The 536-nt window shown below is 44.6% G+C and carries 1 protein-coding gene; it reads left to right on the top strand.

The window, feature by feature from the left end; all coding sequences use genetic code 11:
* Nucleotides 1–160 precede the first annotated feature (160 nt).
* Nucleotides 161–536, top strand: a 376-nt coding sequence (locus R7O13_RS30385) for a response regulator transcription factor (RefSeq protein ID WP_318305660.1), incomplete at its 3' end; no start/stop codon positions are given.

Consider the following 536-nt stretch of genomic DNA (forward strand, 5'->3'; position numbering starts at 1 on the left):
GCAGGTTATCGAAATAGAAAATCAGAACGTCATTTCAAACGAAGTATTGTCTTACACCCGTTATCAACATCAACTTTTAGCCGAAGACTACAGTCGTTTTAGAGATGAGCAGTCAATAAACAGAGTACTTCATTAGTCGCTACCAGCGTTGAGGAGAGAGATGAAACCAATCTTATTGGTCGACGATAGCAAAACGGTATTGCTTTACATGACCTCCGCATTGCAAAAGCAAGGGTACGAAGTCATCGCTGTGGAGGACGGTGAGTCTGCACTTGAAGTCCTGACGCACCGAAAAGATATTCAGTTTGTTCTCAGTGACCTGATGATGCCTGGGCTCAGTGGTATTGATTTGTGTCGTGTACTCAAATCTGCGGCGTTTGAGCGGTATATCTTTTTTGTCCTACTTTCTTCACGCAATGATCAGGGCTCGATTGTCAAAGGCATTGACGCTGGCGCGGATGATTTCGTAGATAAAAAAACGTCGGTAGAAGAGCTTCAAGCACGCATACGAGCAGGGTTTCGTACTCTCGATTTGC

Source organism: Vibrio sp. Y176, from assembly GCF_033438945.1.